The sequence below is a fragment of the Chryseobacterium sp. BGA-UO-ETr-SB22 genome (assembly GCF_059567885.1).
Genome location: NZ_JCAQOV010000004.1, coordinates 238,952 through 254,974 on the forward strand (window position 1 = coordinate 238,952; position 16,023 = coordinate 254,974).

A 16,023-nucleotide genomic window follows, 5' to 3' on the forward strand; every position below is an offset into this window, starting at 1 on the left:
TGATCTCAATTTTGTTTAACAAAAATCGTTTTAACAATGAAAAAAATACTACTTCTTTTTATTTTATTGATAACACAGATAGTCTACTCACAGTCAGATTGTATCACAGCCATTCCAATCTGTGGTAACTCTGACATTTCTTACACCCCTTCAGGACCTGGAAATATTATAGAAATTCTTAATGCAAACGGAGGGTGTCTTGGCACCAATGAAAGATATACCGTTTGGTATACTTTCACTGTATCTACACCAGGTACACTTGCATTTAAAATAAAACCTAATGACCAAACTGATGATTATGATTTTGCAGTCTATGGACCTACAACAAACGGCTGTGCTTCTTTACAGAATGCAGATCACGTGTTCATACAGCCTATAAGATGTAACTATAGCGGTACTCCGGGAGATACAGGACTTGATCTTACTCTTGCTCCACCTGCAGTATTCCCTACCAATCCTCCTGGTACTACAGCCAGTATGAACAATGGTAAATGGAGTCCTTATATGGATGTATTAGCAGGACAAACCTATTATTTGGTTATTGATAACTTCAGTAGATCCGTTAATGGCTTTTCTATGGAATGGTCAGGTACTGCAAGTTTAAGTTCTGCATTTAACGATCCTCTTCTTTCTCCTAATCCATTCATTCCACCGGGAATTCCTGGAGCAACTCCTAATGACCCAATGCAGGTAATGGTTTGTTCATTGCCTTCACAATTTGATTTTACAACCCTGTCAGCAGGAATCATTAATGGTAACAGTTCTAACTTCAAGGTTACGTATCACAAGACAACCAATGATGCCCTTACAGGAGAAAACCCTCTTACAATAGCAACTGTAGATGGGACAACAATATACTATTATAGAATTGTATATAAAGATCCGAATAACCCAACGAACCCTATCAACGGATGTTTCATAACCGGGAAATTTAAATTTGTGAATGTAGGCATCTCAGCCAATACTGCCACTTTATATTCTTGTAATAACAATGGAGCCGGTACAGCTAAATATGATTTAACAACAGCCAATATCTTCGGCGGAGGCGGAGCAACGATTAAGTATTACACTACGGTTGATGATATGAATGCAGAAGTCAACGAGATTACTGACCCTGTTAACTATATTTCTCCGGAAGCAACTGTATACGCAAAAGTAATTTCCACTTTTGGATGTAAAGCAACTACTACTATCAGACTATTGTTCTACCCTACAGTAGTATTAAAAGATGCTGTACTTCAAAACTGTTATATTGATAATGATGTTACCCGTTCAACTTTCGACCTTTCTAAAGCTGATATCGGAGTACCTGTACCAACACCTACAGGAACTATCATTAAGTATTATACTTCGATAGCTGATGCCAAGGCTCAGACCAACCCAATTTCGGCAGCGCTTAATTATCTTTCAGAAAGCACAACGGTATACGTAAGAGTAAACAATGACAAGCAGTGTTATGCAATTGCTAAGATTGAACTGAAAGTATTACCTCCTGTAAAATCTGCAGTATTAAAAGATAAAACGATTTGTGCTGAAAGTAAAACCACATTGGATGCCGGACCTGGATTCGACAGCTATGAATGGAGCACAGGAGAAACTACACAATCTATCAATAACGTAAGTGTAGGAGTCTATTTTGTAAAACTTCAGACTGGAAAATGTTTCACTCTTCAGGAAGTACGTGTACATGCAAGCCTTCAGCCAGTGATTTCAGGAATAGAGATCTCAAACAACAACATTACTGTTACCGCTACAGGTGGAGTTCCTCCATATAAATTTTCTGTAGACGGCATCAACTGGCAGGATTCCAATACATTTACTGGACTTCCAAGAGGCGAGAATACAGTTTATGTAAAAGATACCTATAACTGTACTCCTATTCAGGTGACCGTTACTGTTCCTAACCTTATTAATGCTATCACTCCAAACGGAGATAACGTAAATGATGTGATCGACTACTCTGCACTGGCATACAAGAAAAACCTTATCTTCATTGTGTATGACAGATATGGAAACAAACTTCATGAAGCCAACAAAATGAGAAACTTCACTTGGGACGGAACTGCTTTCGGTAAGAAAATCCTAACAGGAACTTACTGGTACACGATCTCATGGAACGAAAACAATAAAGACAATACAGAAACCAAATATTCAGGATGGGTATTGGTAAAAAATAAAGAATAAGTTATACTCAATCTTTTTGAAAAAATCACCTCAGACCGAGGTGATTTTTTTTATCAACAAGATCAATCTCCTATTTACAGCATTTTCCGAAAGACTGCTAATAATTTGTTGAATACTATTTTTTTATTATTTTTTAAATAAACTATCTTTGCACCATGGCGCAGAAAGAAACATTATCATCCCTGACACACGGAAACTTTGCAAAAGAATTGTCTATTGCGGATGGAAAAATGCCTCCCAATGCAGTGGATTTTGAAAGACTTGTTATCGGAACTTTTTTGATTGACAAAAAAGGTCTTGACCACTCCATTGACCTCCTTACTTCAGAAGTATTTTATGATCCAAGACATCAGGTCATCTTCTCTACCATCTTAAAGCTTTATGAAGGCAACCATCCGGTAGACTTAATGACCATTATTCAGGAATTAAAAAAAGAAGATAAACTGAGCCAGGCAGGTGGTGACCACTATATCATCGATCTGACTATGGGAGTAAGTTCATCTGCCCACATTGAATACCATGTACGTGTCATTCTTGAAAAATATATTTTAAGAAGCCTTATCAATGTTTCTGCCAATGTAATAGATTCTTCCTACAAAGAATCTACGGATGTTTTTGAACTTCTGGACAAAGCAGAACAATCTTTCTTCGAAATCACCAACGGAACGATTAAGAAAGGATTTGATACGGCCAATTCATTAGTAAAACAGGCAATTGATACGATTAAATCTTTAAAAGATAAGGAAGGACTTTCAGGTGTTCCTTCAGGATTCAGAGATGTAGATAAGGAAACCGGTGGATGGCAGAATTCTGACCTTATCATTATTGCTGCCCGTCCCGCGATGGGTAAAACAGCATTCCTTCTTTCCATGGCCAGAAATATTGCAGTAGGACACAAAATTCCTATGGCTCTTTTCTCTCTCGAGATGGCGTCTGTACAGCTTATCACCAGAATGATTGCTTCTGAAACAAGAATTTCTTCTGAGAAATTAAGAAAAGGAACCCTGGATGATGAAGAATGGCAGAGACTATTCTCTAATGTATCTGAGTTGGAAAATGCTCCTTTATATATTGATGAAACGCCTTCCCTTTCCATATTCGATTTCCGTGCAAAATGCCGAAGACTTGTCATGCAGCATGGAGTAAGGGTGATCATGGTCGACTACCTTCAGTTGATGACAGCAGGAAGCAGCGGAGGAAAAGGAGTTGGAAACCGTGAACAGGAGATCTCCATGATTTCACGTTCATTAAAAGCCATTGCAAAAGAACTTAACGTACCGGTAATTGCACTTTCGCAGCTTTCAAGAAGTGTGGAAGCACGTCCAGGAAAAAGACCTCAGCTTTCTGACTTGAGGGAATCCGGGGCGATTGAGCAGGATGCGGATATCGTATCTTTCATCTTCCGACCAGAATATTATAAAATTACTGTTTGGGATAATGATGAGGAAGGACAGGAAACTTCTACAGAAAACCAGGCCGAGCTGATTATTGCAAAACACAGGAATGGTGCTACTGCAGATGTCAGATTATCTTTCTTAAAACATTTTGCAAAATTTGCTGATATTGAAGCAGCAATGGAAGGAGCCGGAGGAGGATACCCTTCCAACTTTGGAGAACCAAGCGGCTTTGACAAAATAAAAACCACCATTCAGCCAGGAGCAGCATTTGACCTTCCGGACAGCTCAAAACTCTCCGGATCATCAATGAATGACTTTGATGATGATGATGATTTTCCGTTTTAAGTTGAAAACTGAAGCTTAAACTAAATTCAGCTTAATTCCCAAACCATAATTCAATTTTTTAAAAAGCAGATTTGAGAATCGAAATTTATACCGACGGAGCTTGCAGCGGAAATCCGGGAAAAGGCGGATATGGAATTCTTATGCGCGTTCCCGAAAAAAATTATCAGAAAACGTTTTCCAAAGGATTTCGAAAAACTACCAACAACAGAATGGAACTTCTGGCGGTCATCACCGCATTGGAAAAACTGAAATCTACAGAAAATGACATTCATGTGTATACCGACAGTAAGTACGTATCTGATGCGATAAACCAAAACTGGATTGCCGGATGGATCAAACGAGGCTGGAAGAATGTAAAGAACCCTGATCTCTGGAAAAGATTTGTTGAGTTATATAATAAACACACCCCTAAAATGCATTGGGTAAAAGGCCATGCAGGGCACTTTGAGAACGAACTTTGCGACAAATTAGCGGTTGCAGCCGCCAGCTCTCCTGATCTCGAAATTGATACTTATTTTGAGGGTTTGGATAGCAATTCCTTATTTTAATTTAATTCATATAAATACGTAATCAATACTACAATATTCACCATTACCTCATAATAAGTATTATTTTTTTAAAATATTATTAAAATTTTAGCAAAATTAACACTAAATACATATTATTTAATCGGGATTTAATATCTTTACACATTAATCAAAGTCCCATTTAAATGAATAAAAATCTATTATTGTATTTATCTGTTTTTTTACTCTGCATAGCCGGGAAGTCCTTTGCCCAGACTTATCAGCTTATCGGAAACCCAGTGACGACTACTGGATGGACGATGGTTTCCCCTACCCAGGTAAACACAGATTTTATTCAGCTCACCCCGGACACCAACAACCAATCCGGTTCTATCAGGCTGAATGACCCCATCAACTTAAAATATTGTGACAAATGGAGAGTAGAATTTGATTTCAGAATGGATTCTAACCAAACCTCCAACGGAGATGGAATCGCCTTCTGGTATCTAGCTAATCCACCTGTCGCCAGCGTATTAGGATCCGGACTCGGAGTATCTCAAAACGCAGTTGGACTTATCGTAGGATTGGATACTTACAACAATACAACCACTGCTACAATGAGCAAGGTTCATGTTGCTTACGGACAGGTTCAAAATACAACTGACAACAATAACGTTGAATTTTTCAATGTTGCAGGAAGTTCCTTTCACTCACCGGATTTGAACACTACACAACCTTTTCAGGGTACCACCTTTAAACATGTTGAAGTAACCGCACAGGTAGATCCCGCGGCTCCTACAAGCTGGATTTTAAAAATAACAATAGACGGCAATGTAATTTGTAATCAGTCTTTTGCTCCTGCCGGAACAGCTGCTGCAATGACAGTCGGATATTTTGGATTTTCAGCTTCCACAGGAGGTGCAAGATCAAGACATTCTATTAAAAATGTAAAAATTTATACTGATAAAGTTCCTATTTTACAAAACTCGGCCACGCAGTCTTTCTGTCCTAATCCCACTACCGGATACGGATCTGTAAACCTGACTTCGTTCAATTCACAGTTTGTCAACAATACTTCAAACTATACATTTACCTATTATCCACTGGGAAGTTCTACTCCTATTGCTAATCCTGCCAATTACCAATTCAATGCGAATACAACAGTTACTGTTGTTATTAAAGATAATGCAGGATTGCTCTGTGATAACCCGGATGGTAAGATTTTACTCGTTCTCGCTCCTTTTAAAGCGGAGGATAAAACCATTACGGTATGTAATAATAACAAAGCCGGAAGTGCCGCTTTCAACCTGAATACAGCAAATGTAACAGGTGTTCCGGGAGCTATTAAAAAATATTACAAAACATTAGCAGATCTCAACGCGGATACGAATGAAATTCAAAATCCCGGCAACTACTTATCTGCTCCGGGAGTAGTGTATGTAAAAGTAACAACTCCTCAGGGATGTACAGGTACAGCAAAAATCACGCTGGCCTTTTATGCTGACACTCCTGTGCAAGAAGCTACACTTAGATCATGTTTTATTGAAAACAATATTACCAGTGCTATTTTTAATCTGACCACAGCGAATGTTACTACATTAACTACCGGAGCGACAAAAAAATACTACACCTCCATTGCTAATGCCTTAGACGGAACCAATGAGATCATGAATCCTCTTCAGTACTTATCCACGAGTACTGCCGTGTATGCAAAAGTAACGGATGCCAACGGATGTTTTAATATTGCCAAAATCAATCTTATTGTATTACCACCTGTAACCTCTTCGGTTTTGAAAGATAAAACCATTTGTATTGGTGAAAAAACAGATCTGGATGCAGGTCCTGGCTTTGACGGCTATGAGTGGAGCACCGGAGCAACTACCTCATCTATTAAAGATCTGGGAGTAGGTGTTTATTGGGTGAAGCTTAAAACAGGGAATTGTATCACTACCCAGATTGTAAAAATAAATGCATCTGCAAACCCTGTGATCTCCAGCATTGATATTGATAACAACACCATCACAGTAAATGTTGCCGGAGGAAAACCTCAGTATCAATTCTCTCTGGATGGAGTCAACTGGCAGACCAGCAATATATTTACCGGACTGGCAAGAGGAGAAGTAAGAGTGTATGTAAAAGACTTCTATAACTGTACTCCTATTGAAGTTCAGATCACCGTACCTAATCTGATTAATGCCATCACTCCAAATGGCGACAACGTAAACGACTTCATTGACTATTCAGCACTTGCTTACAAGAAAAACCTGGTATTCATCGTCTACGACAGATATGGTAACAAATTATATGAGGCTGGAAAAATGAGAAACTTCACATGGGACGGAACTGCTTCCGGTAAAAAAGTTCTTACAGGAACTTACTGGTACACCATCTCATGGAACGAGAACAATAAAGACAATACAGAAACCAAATATTCAGGCTGGGTATTGGTTAAAAACAGAGAATAAATTTAGTATCCGAAACTACCTCATATGGGGTAGTTTTGGTATTAAAATAAGCATTCTCGCCTCCTGAATTTGAAATTAAATATTGCTTTTATGATCAAATTAAACATGTAACAAAATCAATTTTATATCAAAAAAAACAAATAACATCACAATCCATCCACTATGAAAAAAGATATACTCATTTTTTTACTGACTATCTTATTATGCTTGCCGGGAAGGGTGTTTTCACAAACATACCAGCTTACCGGAAACCCTGTAAATACAACAGGCTGGGATCTGGTCTCTGATGCTGTAGTAAGCGGAGACTTTGTAAGACTTACAACCGATCAGACCAGCAGATACGGGGCTGTAAAATTATCCACTCCTATCACCTTGAGCTATTGTGATAAATGGAAAGTGGAATTCGATTTCAGAATTGACGGAAACGGAACTGCACAGTTCGGAAAAGGAGACGGCTTTACCTTCTGGTATCTTGCCAATCCACCAACAGGATTCGTTTCAGGAGGAGGGCTTGGTATCCCGGCGAATGCTTCCGGTCTAATGGTTGGTTTTGATATCTTCAACAACACTACCGAGGGTCAGATGAGTAAAGTTCATATTCTTTACGGCACCAATAATACAGCTGGTAACAATATCGAATACAATACTACCGCAGGAAGCACATTCCATTCTCCAGACCTTATTGCCACTCAGCCGTTTGTAGGAGATACCTACAGACATGTTGAAGTAAACGGAGAAACAGACCTTACCAATCCAACAAACTGGATTATCAAAGTAAGAATCAACGGTGTGCTTATCGCAGATCAGTCTTTTGCTCCTTCCGGAGGCGCAGTAGGAATGTCACAGGGATATTTCGGTTTTTCTGCAGCAACAGGAGGTGCCAGCGCAAGACATTCTATTAAAGATGTAAAAGTATTTGTAGATAAAGTTCCTATTTTAAGTAATACGGTAAGTCCTTTCGTATGTACAAATCCCGCTACCGGAAATGGTGTAGTGGATCTTACTTCTTTCAACTCTCAATTTGTAAATAATCCTGCAAACTACGTTTTCACTTATTATGTTTTGGGAAGCTCTACGCCTATTGCTAATCCTGCAAGTTTCCAGTATTCAGGAAACACTACCATTAAGGTTATTGTAAAAGACCCTACTTCCACTCTTTGTGATAATGGTGATGGGGTTATTCAGCTTAATCCTACTCCATTTGCTGCAACCGATGCAAGTCTTACAGGCTGTAATAATAACAATGCGGGAACGGCAACATTTGATCTTAACACTGCCACTGTAACGAACGTAGCAGGAACTACCAAAGAGTTCTATCCCACTTTATTTGATCTCAATAATGGAACCAACCAAATTACTAACCCTTCAGCTTATGCTTCTGCGGCAGCTACAATATATGTAAGGGTAACTACTCCTCAAGGTTGTGTAAGTACAGCTAAAATTACACTTAACATCTATCCTGTTGTGGTTGTCAATGATGTTGAAATAAAATCCTGCTTTATAGAAACCAATCCATCTATGGCATCTTTTAATCTTACGGGAGCCATCGTTTCTCAAGGCGGACTTACAAAAGAATATTACCCATCATTAGCTGATGCAATCAGCGGAACTAATGCAATCTCCACTCCGGCGGCATATATTGCTCCTAATGGGGTTGTTTATATTAAAGTATTCAGTGCAAACGGATGTTATTCAATTGCTAAAGTTACTCTCACTGTAATCCCTCCTGTTTTCTCAAGAACATTACTTGATCAGACTATTTGTATAGAAAATACTACAATATTAGATGCAGGGGCCGGCTTCAAAAGTTATGAATGGAGCACAGGAGCTACCACTCAATCAATCAAAAATGTAGGTGTAGGTACTTATTGGGTAAAACTTAAAACCGGAGATTGTATTGCATTACAAAAAGTAACGGTATATCCTTCTGATAATCCGGTTGTCACTACTGTTGATATTTCAGGAAGTACGGTTACAGTATTTGTAAACGGCGGAACTCCTCCTTATCAGTATTCTATGGATAATATCAACTGGCAGGATTCTAACATTTTTACCAATATTGCCAGAGGTGAAGCCAAAATATATGTAAGAGACGGATACAATTGTATCCCTGTTGAAGTTAATATTACTGTACCTAACCTGATCAACGTGATCACTCCTAACGATGACGGTATTAATGATTTTGTTGATTATTCTGCTCTTGCCAACAAACAGAATCTGGAAATAGGAATCTTCGACAGATACGGTTACAAAATGTTCCAGGCTGATAAAACCAATGGCTACAAATGGGCAGGTACCACTAATGGAAGCAAAAAAGTTCCTACAGGAAATTACTGGTATTCTGTTTCATGGAATGAAAATAATAAAAACAGTACTCCGATAAAATTCTCAGGTTGGATTGTTGTAAAAAACAGAGAATAATTACACTTTCCATCACATCAAAAGAATCACCCCGCCAGCCGGGGTGATTTTTTGTATTAACAGGGCGGAGATATTTCATTTTAAAGACTCTTTATTCATATTCAATTCTTAAATTTGTCCTATGAATTATTTGGAAGCTTTAAGCAGAAGATATTCTGTGAAAAAATTCAATCATCAGATTATTCCTCAGGAAACTCTTCACAATATTCTTGAGTCAGGAAAGCTGTCTGCCAGTTCTCTGGGACTTCAGCCCTATAAAATAGTTATTGTTGAGAGTGAGGAAATGAAGCAGAAATTAATTCCGGCTTTCTATAATCCTTCTCAGATATCTACCTGTTCTCATCTTATTGTCATTATTTCAAAAAAAGTCATTGAGGAGAACTATATCCGGGGATATTTTAATCACATATCTGAAGTAAGAGATACTCCTGTTGAAAAACTGGATCCTTTCAGAAACAGCATCAGCCAGCATATCAATCAGAAAACACAGGATGAAATTTTCAATTGGGCAGAAAAACAATCTTATATCGTATTGGCCAATCTTATGTATGCCGCTGCTATTGAAAGTATAGATTCTTGCCCTATGGAAGGCTTTCGCCAGAATATTATAGAAGAAATTCTGAATATCAATCCTGAAACAGAAAAAGTAACCGTCACCCTCGCTTTAGGCTACCGTTCTGAAGAAGACCATTTTCAGCACATGAAAAAAGTAAGGAAACCAAACGAAAAATTGTTTAAATTTATTTAATCGTTTTCAAACGATTGTACCTAAAGCAAGCATATGATAAAAGCGGATGTATTAGTAATTGGTTCCGGCATTTCCGGACTTTCCTATGCCATTAAAGTTTCTGAACAGCTCCCTGATGCCAAAATCATTATCGTAACAAAATCTGACGAAGACGAAAGCAATACCAAATACGCACAAGGCGGTCTGGCTGTTGTTACAGATTTTCAAAATGATAATTTTCAAAAACATATTGACGATACGATGCGTGCCGGAGACGGAGAAAACAAGCGTGATGTTGTAGAAATGGTGGTAAGAGAAGCTCCTGCAAGATTCAACGAAATTGTAGAATGGGGCGCTCAGTTCGATATGAAAAATGGCAAATTTGCTTTAGGAAGAGAAGGCGGCCACACCGAAAACAGAATTGTACACCACAAAGATATTACAGGTTTTGAAATTGAACGGGCATTGCTGACAACAGCCAATAACAGCCCGAATATTGAAATCCTCGACCATCATTATGTAATCGATATCATTACCCAGCACCATGTTCCCGGAAAAGAACTTAATGAAGGAGACATTCACTGCTATGGCGCTTATATTCTGGATGAAAAGTCCAAGACCATCAAAAAAATCACTTCTAAAATAACACTGGCTGCAACAGGAGGCGCGGGACATGTTTATAAAAACACCACCAATCCTACCATTGCTACAGGAGACGGAATAGCTTTCGTGGCCAGAGCAAAAGGAAAAGTTTCCAATATGCAGTATTATCAGTTCCACCCAACAGCTTTGTACAGCAAAATGGATGGAATGTTGTTTTTAATTTCTGAAGCTGTTCGTGGAGACGGAGCAAAATTAAGAACCAAACGAGGCGAAAAATTCATGCATAAATATGATGAGCGTGAAGAATTAGCATCCAGAGATATTGTTGCCAGAGCCATCGATGCCGAAATGAAAATTACCGGAGACGAATTTGTTGGTTTAGACTGTAAGGAAATGAACCATGAAAAATTTTTAGAACATTTCCCCAATATTTATAAAAAATGCAGAGACGAAGGAATTGATCCTTTCACTCAACTCATCCCTGTTGTACCGGCCTGCCACTATTTAATGGGCGGTATTGAAGTGGACAGAGACGGACAGTCTTCCATCAGAAATCTTTTTGCTGTAGGAGAATGTACCAACTCAGGACTTCACGGAGCCAACAGACTGGCATCCAATTCACTACTTGAAGGTTTGGTTTTCGGACACAATGCTGCCATGAAAACAGTAGACCTTCTGAATGAAAACAATTTCAACTTTGATGATCTGAAAGCCGTTCCGGAATGGAATGAAGAAGGAATGAAAATCATGGACGAAATGGTAATCGTAAGCTATCTCAGAAAGCAGCTCCAGGAAATGATGAGCGATCTGGTAGGTATTGTAAGAAGTGACAGACGTCTGAATATGGCTTTGCAGAAACACCAGGAAATTGCGGCTGCCGTAGATGAGATCTACCACTACTCTATTCTTTCTCCACAATTATCGGAATTAAGAAATCTTACAACCGTTGCCCACCTCATCATTACCCAATCCATGGAAATGACAGAGAATAAGGGAGCATTTTATAATAAAGATTTGGTTTAATTTTAATTAAACAAATGAAAACCCTGAATTTAAATATTCTTACAACAGTCAATATTTTATTCTATTCAAGAATGATCCTTTCATTGACTTGTGGTTTAGTATTATTGAGTTTTTGGGAGCAAGATAAAAAAATTGATACTTTTTCAAATATAGCCATCCTTGCAGGAATAATACTTTTGGGCCTTTTTTTCGGATTATACGGAATCACATTATTAAAAAAGATTATTGTTCCCAGATCCAAATACCCTTTAGCTTTAAATCTTTTATGCAATATGCAAGGGTTGGGAAAACCGAATTATTATGGAAGTCTAAAATTTGATTTAAATAATATCATTAAAGATAATAAGTTATGCTTAACACTATACTATATCAATAATCCTCAATATCCGATTTTAACATTCAATAGAGAAAAAATCACTTACTACACTCAGGAATATAATTGGGATCATTTTAAATGGAATTATAAAATCATACCACAAGGACGAAACGAAAAACGAGTATTAGAGTTTCAAGGTATTAATCAAAACAATATAAATATAAAAGACAATATAGATTTTGAAAAAATAGATGCAAAGGAAAATGAAGTCCTTTTACTCTTCATTATTCACGATTTATTATTCGGAAAAAGATCCTCCTTTTATTATTAAAATCAAAATTATGAAAAGACCAGCATACGTAACAGATAAAACACTAAAGACATTTATAAAAAATGCTCTTGAAGAAGATATTCAGGATGGAGACCACTCTACCCTGTCTACCATTCCGCAGGATCTTATACAAAGTGCTAAGCTTTTAGTAAAACAGGACTGTATTCTGGCAGGTGTTGAGCTGGCGGAAATCATTTTCAATACTTTTGACAAAAATCTGAAAGTGGAAGTTTTCATTAAAGATGGAACGCCTTGTAAATTCGGGGATGTTGCACTTATTGTAACAGGAAGCGCCAGGTCTATTCTTTCCACTGAGAGATTCGTTCTTAACTGTATGCAGAGAATGAGCGGTATTGCTACCCTTACCCATGACTGGGACTCAAGATTGGTAGGGACAAAAACTAAACTTTTAGATACAAGAAAAACGACTCCTAACTTCAGAATGTGTGAAAAATGGGCAGTTGCCATAGGTGGAGGAACCAATCACAGATACGGTCTTTATGACATGATCATGCTGAAAGATAATCACATTGATTACAACGGAAGCATTACCAATGCAGTGGCAATGGCGAAGGACTATGTTAAAAAGAATAAGAAAAAGTTAAAAATAGAGGTTGAAACAAGAAACCTTGAGGAAGTTCAGGAAGCGATCAATGCAAAAGTTGACAGAATCATGCTTGATAATATGGATGTGAAGACCATGAAGGAAGCTGTAAAAATGATCAACGGTTCATCTGAGTCTGAAGCTTCAGGTGGAATTACCCGTGATATGCTGAAAGAAATTGCTTCCACAGGGGTCACATTTATCTCTGTAGGAGCCCTTACACACTCTGCTGAGAATATAGATTTGAGTCTCAAAGCAGTGAAATAGCGTTGAATTTTTAACAAAAACACCCCCACTTTGTTAAAAATTCAATAACATGACTTTTTTCATGTAAAAACCCAGTTTTTAGTTACAATGCTGAATTTCAACACATTAACGTTATTGAGAATAATTAAAAATTAACATTGAGTTAATAATAGTTAAATTTTATTTTGCGAATTTTGCAGAAAATTAAATCTAATTATTACTAATTATTACTAACGATTATGAAATTAATCAACAAATCGATACTAACTGCGGTTATTACTTTATCTACAGCTAGTGTTTATTACGCTCAACAAGTTCAGGACACAGTACAAAAGTCCAAGGATATTGACGAGGTAATCTTAAGAGGTGTAACGGATATCGCTAAAGATAGAAAGACACCAGTTGCTGCTTCTACCATTAAAGCAGCACAACTTGCAGAAAGATTAGGTAACCAAGAGCTACCTGAGATTTTGAACACTACTCCATCTGTTTACGCTACAAAATCCGGAGGTGGTTTTGGTGATGGAGGTCTTACAATCAGAGGTTTCGAATCAAGAAACATTGCTGTAATGGTAAACGGTATGCCAGTTAACGATATGGAAGGTGGTGCTGTTTATTTCTCAAACTGGACTGGTTTATCTGATGTAACAAGCACATTACAGGTTCAGAGAGGTTTAGGTTCTTCTAAATTAGCTATTGCTTCTGTAGGAGGAACAGTTAACTTCCTTACCCGTTCTGCTGATATGAAAAGAGGAGGGGTAATTAGATTAGGTGTTGGTAACAACGATTATTTAAAAACTTCCTTTTCTTACAATACAGGAAAATCTAAAGATGGTGTTTCAGCATCATTCTTAATGAGCAGACAAGCCGGAGGTACTTATATTGAAAATACAGATTATGAATCTTATGCATATTTCTTTGCATTAGGTTATGAAATCAACAAAAAACATAACTTACAGTTTACTGTAACTTCTGCTCCTCAATGGCACGATCAAAGAACTTTTGCTCCAACAATTCAAAATTACATCAACTATAATCCTGACCATGATGGAACTCCTTATAGAAGATATAATTCAGATTTTGGATACTATACGGATGCAAACGGAAATAAAGTTGCCTTAGCAAACAGATCAAACTACTATGCTAAGCCGGTAATGATGTTGAACTGGGACTGGACAATGAATGAAAAGTCTAAGTTAAGTACGGTTTTATACATGTCCAATGGTAGAGGTGGTGGAACTGGTGAACTTGGTAGAGTAGGTGGAAAAGGAATCACTGATTTCTATGATACAGCAGGTCACTTCAACTATGATGCTATTTTTGCAGCTAACGCAGCAGTTAACTTAAATACTGCAGGTGCAGGAAGTACTTTGGTTCGTAGATCAAATATCAACTCTCACAACTGGTATGGTATCTTGGCTAACTTCCAACACAAAATCAATGACAACTGGAACTTCTCAATAGGTACAGATGACAGATATTACTATGGGTACCACTATCAGGTTCTTACAGACCTTTATGGAGCTTCAGGATATAAAGATGCTGCTAACAAAAACCTACCTGCACCAAGAATCGTAAATACTCTTTATGATTACAAAAAACTTTCGTGGAATCCTTTCGGAGGTAAAATGGCTCCAGCTGAAGATCAGGTAGGATATAGCAATGACGGAGAAGTACTTTGGTACAGTGGATTTGCACAAGTAGAATATACTAAAGATAACTTATCTGCATTCTTGCAAGGTTCCGTATCTAACCAAGGGTATCAGAGAATTGACAACTATGTTGTAGACGGAAGTACATTAAAAGGTCAGACGGTAAATACTAAAACAGGGTTCAAAAACCTTTTTGGATATAATATTAAAGGGGGTGCTAACTATAACATCAACGAGCAACATAACGTTTTTGCAAACTTAGGTTACTATAGCAAACAGCCTTTCCTTAACACAGTTTATCCAAGTAACCAACAGCTTATCAACCCAACTCTAACTAACGAGAAGATTTCTTCTGCTGAAATTGGATATGGCTTCAGATCTGCTAAATTCAGTGCAAACGTTAACGTGTACAGAACACAGTGGAAAGACAGATGGTTAAGAAAAACTAACCAGACATTTACATTGCCTGATAATTCAACAGTTACAGGTTATGCTGAGATCAACGGTATTACTGAAGTTCACCAGGGAGTGGAATTTGACGGAGTTTACAAACCTAACCGTTTCTTAGAAATTCAAGGAATGTTCTCTTGGGGAGATTACTACTATAAAGGAAATGCTTCTGTAGCAGCGTTTGATGACAACAACAACCCAGTAACTTTAGCTGGTGCGTCTGGAAACGAATTATACCTTGATAAAGTAAAAGTGGGTGGATCGAGTAACAACAGTATTCCTCAGATGACTGCATCATTAGGACTTACTGTAAAACCAGTAAAAGACCTTAATATCTTTGGAACGTGGAGATATGTAGGTAAACTATATTCTACTGTTGATCCTGGAACATTCACAAATGTTTCCGCACAGGAAAGAGGTGTATTGAAATTACCAGATTTCAACTTATTTGATGTAGGCTTCTCTTACAAAATCAGATTACAGAACGAAGCTCAGTATTTCACTATTGGAGCTAACGTTTATAACCTGTTTGATAAAATTTATATTTCCGATTCTGCAACAAGCATCTTTGGAACAGATAAAATTACAGCAAACAACGATCCTGATAAAGGAAAAACTTACGAAGAAGCTGGTAGAATGTACAATGGTGTAGCAACTGGTAACCGTGCTTATTTCGGTTTCGGAACTACTTGGGCAGCAACATTATCATTCAACTTCTAATAATATCACAATATTAGATTTTATAAATATCAA

10 protein-coding genes are annotated in these 16,023 nt (G+C 37.6%); all 10 read left to right on the forward strand.

Features of this window, described 5'->3' with window-relative positions; translation table 11 throughout:
- The first annotated feature begins 36 nt into the window (after window positions 1-36).
- The 10 genes from AC57AW_RS04850 to AC57AW_RS04895 all read left to right on the forward strand — a co-directional run bounded on the left by AC57AW_RS04850 (window position 37) and on the right by AC57AW_RS04895 (window position 15,990).
- Entirely contained in the window at window positions 37-2,184 is a 2,148-nt protein-coding gene (locus tag AC57AW_RS04850) for an FIDD domain-containing protein (protein ID WP_496351015.1), read from the forward strand.
- 155 nt (window positions 2,185-2,339) lie between these two features.
- Window positions 2,340-3,926, forward strand: a complete 1,587-nt coding sequence (dnaB, locus tag AC57AW_RS04855) for a replicative DNA helicase (RefSeq protein ID WP_318847355.1) — start codon at window positions 2,340-2,342, stop codon at window positions 3,924-3,926.
- A gap of 71 nt (window positions 3,927-3,997) precedes the next feature.
- Window positions 3,998-4,474 (forward strand): ribonuclease HI, encoded by a 477-nt coding sequence (gene rnhA, locus AC57AW_RS04860; protein WP_318847356.1) that lies wholly within the window; start codon window positions 3,998-4,000, stop codon window positions 4,472-4,474.
- A 164-nt stretch (window positions 4,475-4,638) separates the two neighbouring features.
- Complete coding sequence (locus AC57AW_RS04865) at window positions 4,639-6,897, forward strand: FIDD domain-containing protein (protein WP_496351016.1); 2,259 nt, start codon at window positions 4,639-4,641, stop codon at window positions 6,895-6,897.
- A 162-nt stretch (window positions 6,898-7,059) separates the two neighbouring features.
- A complete protein-coding gene (locus tag AC57AW_RS04870; RefSeq protein WP_318847358.1) occupies window positions 7,060-9,318 on the forward strand; it encodes an FIDD domain-containing protein in 2,259 nt (752 codons plus the stop codon).
- 121 nt (window positions 9,319-9,439) lie between these two features.
- Window positions 9,440-10,066 carry an NAD(P)H-dependent oxidoreductase gene (locus tag AC57AW_RS04875; RefSeq protein ID WP_318847359.1) on the forward strand — a complete coding sequence of 209 codons (627 nt, stop codon included), beginning with the start codon at window positions 9,440-9,442 and terminating at the stop codon, window positions 10,064-10,066.
- 33 nt (window positions 10,067-10,099) lie between these two features.
- A complete protein-coding gene (nadB, locus tag AC57AW_RS04880; RefSeq protein ID WP_318847360.1) occupies window positions 10,100-11,671 on the forward strand; it encodes an L-aspartate oxidase in 1,572 nt (523 codons plus the stop codon).
- A 14-nt stretch (window positions 11,672-11,685) separates the two neighbouring features.
- Window positions 11,686-12,318: a hypothetical protein gene (locus AC57AW_RS04885; protein ID WP_496351017.1), complete on the forward strand. Its 633-nt coding sequence runs from the start codon at window positions 11,686-11,688 to the stop codon at window positions 12,316-12,318.
- Window positions 12,319-12,328: 10 nt separating this feature from the next.
- The gene (nadC, locus tag AC57AW_RS04890) at window positions 12,329-13,189 is read left to right on the forward strand and encodes a carboxylating nicotinate-nucleotide diphosphorylase (protein WP_496351018.1); all 861 of its coding nucleotides are present in this window, start codon (window positions 12,329-12,331) and stop codon (window positions 13,187-13,189) included.
- Window positions 13,190-13,407: 218 nt separating this feature from the next.
- A complete protein-coding gene (locus AC57AW_RS04895; protein WP_496351019.1) occupies window positions 13,408-15,990 on the forward strand; it encodes a TonB-dependent receptor in 2,583 nt (860 codons plus the stop codon).
- Window positions 15,991-16,023: the final 33 nt, after the last annotated feature.

Bases quoted from the DNA above. Each gene is read 5' to 3' on its own strand.
- AC57AW_RS04885 (WP_496351017.1), top strand. From the start codon at position 11,686: ATGAAAACCCTGAATTTAAATATTCTTACAACAGTCAATATTTTATTC.
- AC57AW_RS04875 (WP_318847359.1), top strand. From the start codon at position 9,440: ATGAATTATTTGGAAGCTTTAAGCAGAAGATATTCTGTGAAAAAATTC.
- nadB (WP_318847360.1), top strand. From the start codon at position 10,100: ATGATAAAAGCGGATGTATTAGTAATTGGTTCCGGCATTTCCGGACTT.
- AC57AW_RS04865 (WP_496351016.1), top strand. From the start codon at position 4,639: ATGAATAAAAATCTATTATTGTATTTATCTGTTTTTTTACTCTGCATA.
- AC57AW_RS04850 (WP_496351015.1), top strand. From the start codon at position 37: ATGAAAAAAATACTACTTCTTTTTATTTTATTGATAACACAGATAGTC.
- AC57AW_RS04870 (WP_318847358.1), top strand. From the start codon at position 7,060: ATGAAAAAAGATATACTCATTTTTTTACTGACTATCTTATTATGCTTG.
- nadC (WP_496351018.1), top strand. From the start codon at position 12,329: ATGAAAAGACCAGCATACGTAACAGATAAAACACTAAAGACATTTATA.
- AC57AW_RS04895 (WP_496351019.1), top strand. From the start codon at position 13,408: ATGAAATTAATCAACAAATCGATACTAACTGCGGTTATTACTTTATCT.
- dnaB (WP_318847355.1), top strand. From the start codon at position 2,340: ATGGCGCAGAAAGAAACATTATCATCCCTGACACACGGAAACTTTGCA.